This window comes from Novosphingobium sp. ST904, from assembly GCF_001298105.1.
Lineage (GTDB): Bacteria > Pseudomonadota > Alphaproteobacteria > Sphingomonadales > Sphingomonadaceae > Novosphingobium.
This window is the reverse complement of record NZ_LGJH01000060.1, coordinates 1-4,602: the sequence shown is the minus strand read 5'-3', so window position 1 is coordinate 4,602 and position 4,602 is coordinate 1. Positions and strand designations below refer to the sequence as shown.

Annotated in this window: 4 protein-coding genes, 1 tRNA gene and 2 pseudogenes; 5 read left to right on the top strand and 2 right to left on the bottom strand. The window is 64.3% G+C overall.

The features are described 5' to 3' along the window. The 3 genes and pseudogenes from ADT71_RS00615 to ADT71_RS00605 all read left to right on the top strand — a co-directional run. Window positions 1-871 (top strand): annotated as a pseudogene (locus ADT71_RS00615) (hypothetical protein); the annotation flags it as partial. A 6-nt stretch (window positions 872-877) separates the two neighbouring features. Further along, a complete protein-coding gene (locus tag ADT71_RS00610) occupies window positions 878-1,756 on the top strand; it encodes a tyrosine recombinase (protein ID WP_054434195.1) in 879 nt (292 codons plus the stop codon). A 139-nt stretch (window positions 1,757-1,895) separates the two neighbouring features. Further along, window positions 1,896-3,331 (top strand): annotated as a pseudogene (locus ADT71_RS00605) (M48 family metalloprotease). Between the two features lie 83 nt (window positions 3,332-3,414). On the opposite strand, the gene ADT71_RS00600 reads toward ADT71_RS00605, so the two are convergent. Both ADT71_RS00600 and ADT71_RS00595 read right to left on the bottom strand, forming a co-directional pair. Beyond that, the gene (locus ADT71_RS00600; RefSeq protein WP_054434193.1) at window positions 3,415-3,591 is read right to left on the bottom strand and encodes a Flp family type IVb pilin; all 177 of its coding nucleotides are present in this window, start codon (window positions 3,589-3,591) and stop codon (window positions 3,415-3,417) included. A 126-nt stretch (window positions 3,592-3,717) separates the two neighbouring features. Continuing rightward, the gene (locus ADT71_RS00595; RefSeq protein WP_054434197.1) at window positions 3,718-3,906 is read right to left on the bottom strand and encodes a Flp family type IVb pilin; all 189 of its coding nucleotides are present in this window, start codon (window positions 3,904-3,906) and stop codon (window positions 3,718-3,720) included. Window positions 3,907-4,051: 145 nt separating this feature from the next. Here ADT71_RS00595 and ADT71_RS00590 point away from each other — a divergent pair, with 145 nt between their 5' ends. Next, window positions 4,052-4,429, top strand: a complete 378-nt coding sequence (locus tag ADT71_RS00590) for a (deoxy)nucleoside triphosphate pyrophosphohydrolase (RefSeq protein ID WP_231635452.1) — start codon at window positions 4,052-4,054, stop codon at window positions 4,427-4,429. Window positions 4,430-4,473: 44 nt separating this feature from the next. After that, window positions 4,474-4,550 (top strand) — tRNA-Arg (locus ADT71_RS00585). The last annotated feature ends 52 nt before the right edge of the window (window positions 4,551-4,602 follow it).

The window sequence follows — 4,602 nt, the reverse complement described above, 5'->3', positions numbered from 1 at the left end:
GCGCGCGCGCGACCGATGTATGCCTATGCCACGCGCGCGACCGATGTATGCCTATGCCACGGCGCTGGCTCCGATGGTCGGGCTGGAACGGCGCGCGGTCGCGGCAGACCGGGCGGGCGGGGCAGGTGTGCTCTCGAATGCGGCGATGGTCGATCTCTACGCCCAGATCTACGCGGATGGGGATGTTACCGGCGAATGGCAGAAGGGGGCGGAAAGCCTGCGCGATGCCTATACGCTGGACGCTCCCGCAGCGCGGTTCTCGGCAATGCAGAGCTTGTGGAACGGTGCCGGCGGGGCCGATGCGGCCTATTCGCGGCAGGTGCTGACGGCCGCCGCCGCCGCCCGCATCGCGCCGAGCAAGGACATGGAAGCGGATGCCTCGGCGCTGATCGCCTCGATGCTGGCAGCCGGTTACGATACCAATGCGCTGGCGTGGTCTTCGATCGTTGCGTCCGGCAGCGAGGGCTGGGGGCTGCTGACACTGGCGGCGCCGGGCCGGATACGCTCCGTGGATTCGGGGGCGATCAGCACGTATTTCGATGCCGACGAAAGCCGGAACAAGCGAAAGAGCGCCTTCCTCGTCGCGGGGCTTGCCGGTCTGGAACGCGTAGATCAGGGCGTGGCCTCGCGCTACTCGGGCGAATGGGGCCTGCAACTCGACAGCACGACCCTGTTCACGGCCGCGATCGACAAGGCGGCTGCAGCCGGTGATCCGGCCAGTGTGGCGCTATTGGCCGGGCTCGGCATGCAAGGGGCCAACTGGCAGCGTATGACCCCGCGCTATCTCTATCACATCGTTTCGGCGCTGCGCACGGTCGGGCTTGACGCAGAGGCGCGGATGATCGCTGCGGAAGCCGTGGCACGGGCCTGACGCGGCATGGTCGGCGAAGGTCACGCCGAGCGTTTCCTGGCCATGCTGGCGGCCGAACGCGGAGCGGCGGCCAATACGCTGGCCGCCTATCGCCGCGACCTCGTGGCAGCGGCTGAGGCGCTCGGCGATATCGAGACGGCCGATGGCGATGCTCTGGCCAGGCTCGGAGATGCGTGGAGCGGCCTTGCTGCGTCGAGCCTTGCGCGGCGCTGCTCCGCGCTGCGGCAGTTCTACGGCTTCCTGGTCGACGAGGGGGCGCGGGGCGACGATCCCTCAGGTTCCCTGCCGCGTCCGCGCACCCGCCGTCCCTTGCCGCGCCTGCTTTCTCACGAGGAAGTCGAACGGTTTCTGGCCACGGCCGAAGCGGAGGCACGGGGCGGACGGTCGGATGCGGTCCGGCTGCTGGCCTTGCTGGAACTGCTCTACGGATCGGGGCTGCGCGCAACCGAACTGGTCTCCCTGCCGCTCGCGGCGGTGCCCCGCGATGCGCCGTTTCTCCATGTTACCGGCAAGGGCGGGCAACAGCGCATGGTGCCGGTGAGCGGGCGCGCAAGGTCGGTGCTGACCCAGTGGCTGGCGGTGAGGCGCGGAAATTCGAAGTTCCTGTTCCCTTCGAGCGGAGAGAGCGGGCATCTGACAAGGGTGCGCCTGTTCCAGCTGCTGCGCGCACTGGCCGCGAGGGCGGATATCGATCCCACGCGCGTCTCGCCGCATGTCCTGCGCCATGCTTTCGCGACGCATCTGCTGGAAGGCGGCGCGGACCTGCGCGTCCTCCAGATGTTGCTGGGACACGCCGACATCGCGACGACGCAGATCTACACGCATGTCGACAGTGCGCGGCTGGTCGCACTGGTGAATGCCCGCCACCCCCTCGCGCGGGGGTGAAAAGAGCGGGAACAACCACTTGCGCTTGCCGTTGCCTGACGGGAAGAAGACGCAGATCAAGATAGCCGGAGGGGAAGGGGCCATGTTCGCAGTTCATTCAGTCAGGAGCCGGTCGGTAATGGCGGTTACTGCCGCCGCCATGTCATTCCTGCCGACCGCCACCGGCATGGCGTCGGCCGCCGCGGCTATCCCGCGACAGTCAGTGCGATCAGCCGCGCCGACAAGGCAGAGGGCGCCAAGGCCCATCCCGACCTGCTCGCCGAATTCGGCGGCTCGGTGACGGGGCCGCAGGCCGCCTATGTCGAGCAGGTGGGCAAGACCATCGCCGTGCAGTCCGGTCTGTCCAACGCGCGCGGCGATTTCACCGTGACGCTGCTGAATTCACCGGTGAACAACGCCTTCGCCATCCCCGGTGGCTACATCTACGTGACCCGGCAGCTTACCGCACTCATGAACAACGAGGCGGAACTGGCGGGCGTGCTGGGTCATGAGGTCGGCCACGTGGCGGCGAGACATTCGGCCAAACGGCAGCAAGCGGCATCGCGCAACCAGTTGCTGGGCGTGCTCGGCTCGGTTCTCTCCGGGGTTCTGCTGGGCGACAATGCGTTCGGGCGGCTGGGCCAGCAGATCGCCTCCCAAGGTTCGCAGATGCTGACGCTCAAATACTCGCGCTCCCAGGAACTGGAAGCCGACCGTCTCGGCATTACCTATCTCAAGCGTGCCGGATACGATCCGCGTGCGATGAGTACCGTGCTCGACAGCCTGGCGCGCCAGAATGCGCTTGAGGCGCAATTGCGCGGCTCGGCGAATCAGGTGCCGCAATGGGCTTCCACGCACCCCGACCCTGCCTCTCGCGTGCGGGACGCGCTTGCGCAGGCGGGGAGCGGCGCATCGGGAATGACGAATCGCGACGTATTCCTCACCCGAATCGACGGGCTGGTCTACGGCGACGATCCCAAGCAGGGCATGATCGACGGGAATCGCTTCACGCATCCGGAACTGCGGCTGGCCTTCGAGGCACCTAACGGCTTCTATCTCGTCAACAAAACCCAGGCCGTGTCGATCAATGGGGAATCGGGCAAGGCGCAGTTTTCCGGCGGGCAGATGGGGACCGGGCTCGACGCCTACATCCAGTCGGTGTTTTCCAGCCTGACCGAATCGGGGCAGGCGCGAATCGTGCCTTCCAGCATCGAGCGGGCGAATGTGAACGGTCTTTCGGCTGCTTACGGCGTGGCGCGGGTTCAGGCATCGAGCGGGCCGGTGGACGTGACGGTCTTCGCTTATGATTTTGGAGGCGGAAAAGCCTATCACTTCGTGACGATCACCCGTGTGGGCGGTGCCGGGGCGTTCAATGGGATGTTCAAGAGCATGCGCCGGATTTCGGTTGCCGAAGCCGGGCAGGTCCGTCCGCGCCGTCTCTCCGTGCTGACTGTAAAGGCGGGCGACACCGTGCAATCGCTGGCCGGCCGGATGGCTTACACGGATGCCGCGCTGGATCGGTTCCTGGTGCTCAACGGCATGCAGGCCGGAACGCGCCTGGTTCCGGGGCAGAAGGTCAAGATAGTGACTTACTGAGTTCGCCTTCGTACGAACCGCAAACGAAAGGGGCGGCGGGTTTCCCCGCCGCCCCGATCTGTTTTCGCTCGTCGCGGCCGGGCTTAGTCGGCGTTCGCGTTCTCAAGCGTGGTCGAGGTCTTTTCGAAGGTCGACTTGAGCTGCGAGCCCATGCCCTGCATCGCGGCGATCGCGGCAACGGCAATGAGGGCGGCGATCAGGCCGTATTCGATGGCGGTGGCGCCCTGTTCGTTGCGGCGCAGCTTGGCGAGGAACTTCATGTGGTGTCTCCTGAATGAAAGCAGTCTTGTGTACCCGGTCCGCCCCGCCAGGCACTCGCTTCGGCGCTTTGGACAGGCTTAGGAATGCCCCACAAGTGTTGAAAAAAACTTAAACCGGAAACGTTTTCACTGACCCGATGTGGCTGCGGCCGACTTTTCAGCGATATTGTCCCAAATGCCAACGGTCTCGGTGGCGACGCCGTCCAGAGCAACGATCATGACGAGGACGATCATCGCAAGGATCAAGGCGTATTCAACGGCAGTAGCGCCGGACTTGTCTTTGACGAGTCTGATTATGACTGAATCAATAGTCATGAATACCTGCACCTGACCTGAGTATTTCATAAAATAGCATTTTAGCGTTAAAGAGTTCCTAAAGGAGGGCGTTAAACTGGAAAATTCCTTTACACCCCTGTTGGTTGTCGCCGTGGCGCTGGTGCGCGGGGATGGGCAGGTCTTGATGCAGCAAAGGCCCTACACGTCGATGCACGGCGGACTTTGGGAGTTTCCCGGCGGCAAGGTCGATCCGGGCGAAACGCCGGAGCAGGCCGCTGCGCGGGAACTGGAAGAGGAACTGGGTCTGTCCGTCGATCCGGCTTCGCTGGTGCCTGTCGGCTTTGCCAGTGGGCCGGGTGCGGCCGGAAAGGATGGCCGGGCAGGACGGGCCATTGTCATTCTTCTATATGCATGCCGTGAATGGGGCCGCGAACCGCGACCGATCGAGGCGGAAGCGCTCGGATGGTATGGCCCGGATGCGATCGCCGATCTCTCGATGCCGCCGCTCGATTATCCCCTTGCGAAAAAGTTATCCATATTCCTGCGCCAGAAGGCAATATAGGCGTTGACGGCAGAGCGAACCGCTCCTATTGGCGCCTCTCCAACGCGCCCGTAGCTCAGCTGGATAGAGCATCAGACTACGAATCTGAGGGTCGGACGTTCGAATCGTTCCGGGCGCACCATTCTCCTTCGGGGGTGTGGGCATTGGTTGGAAAATGAAATTTTGCGCCCGTA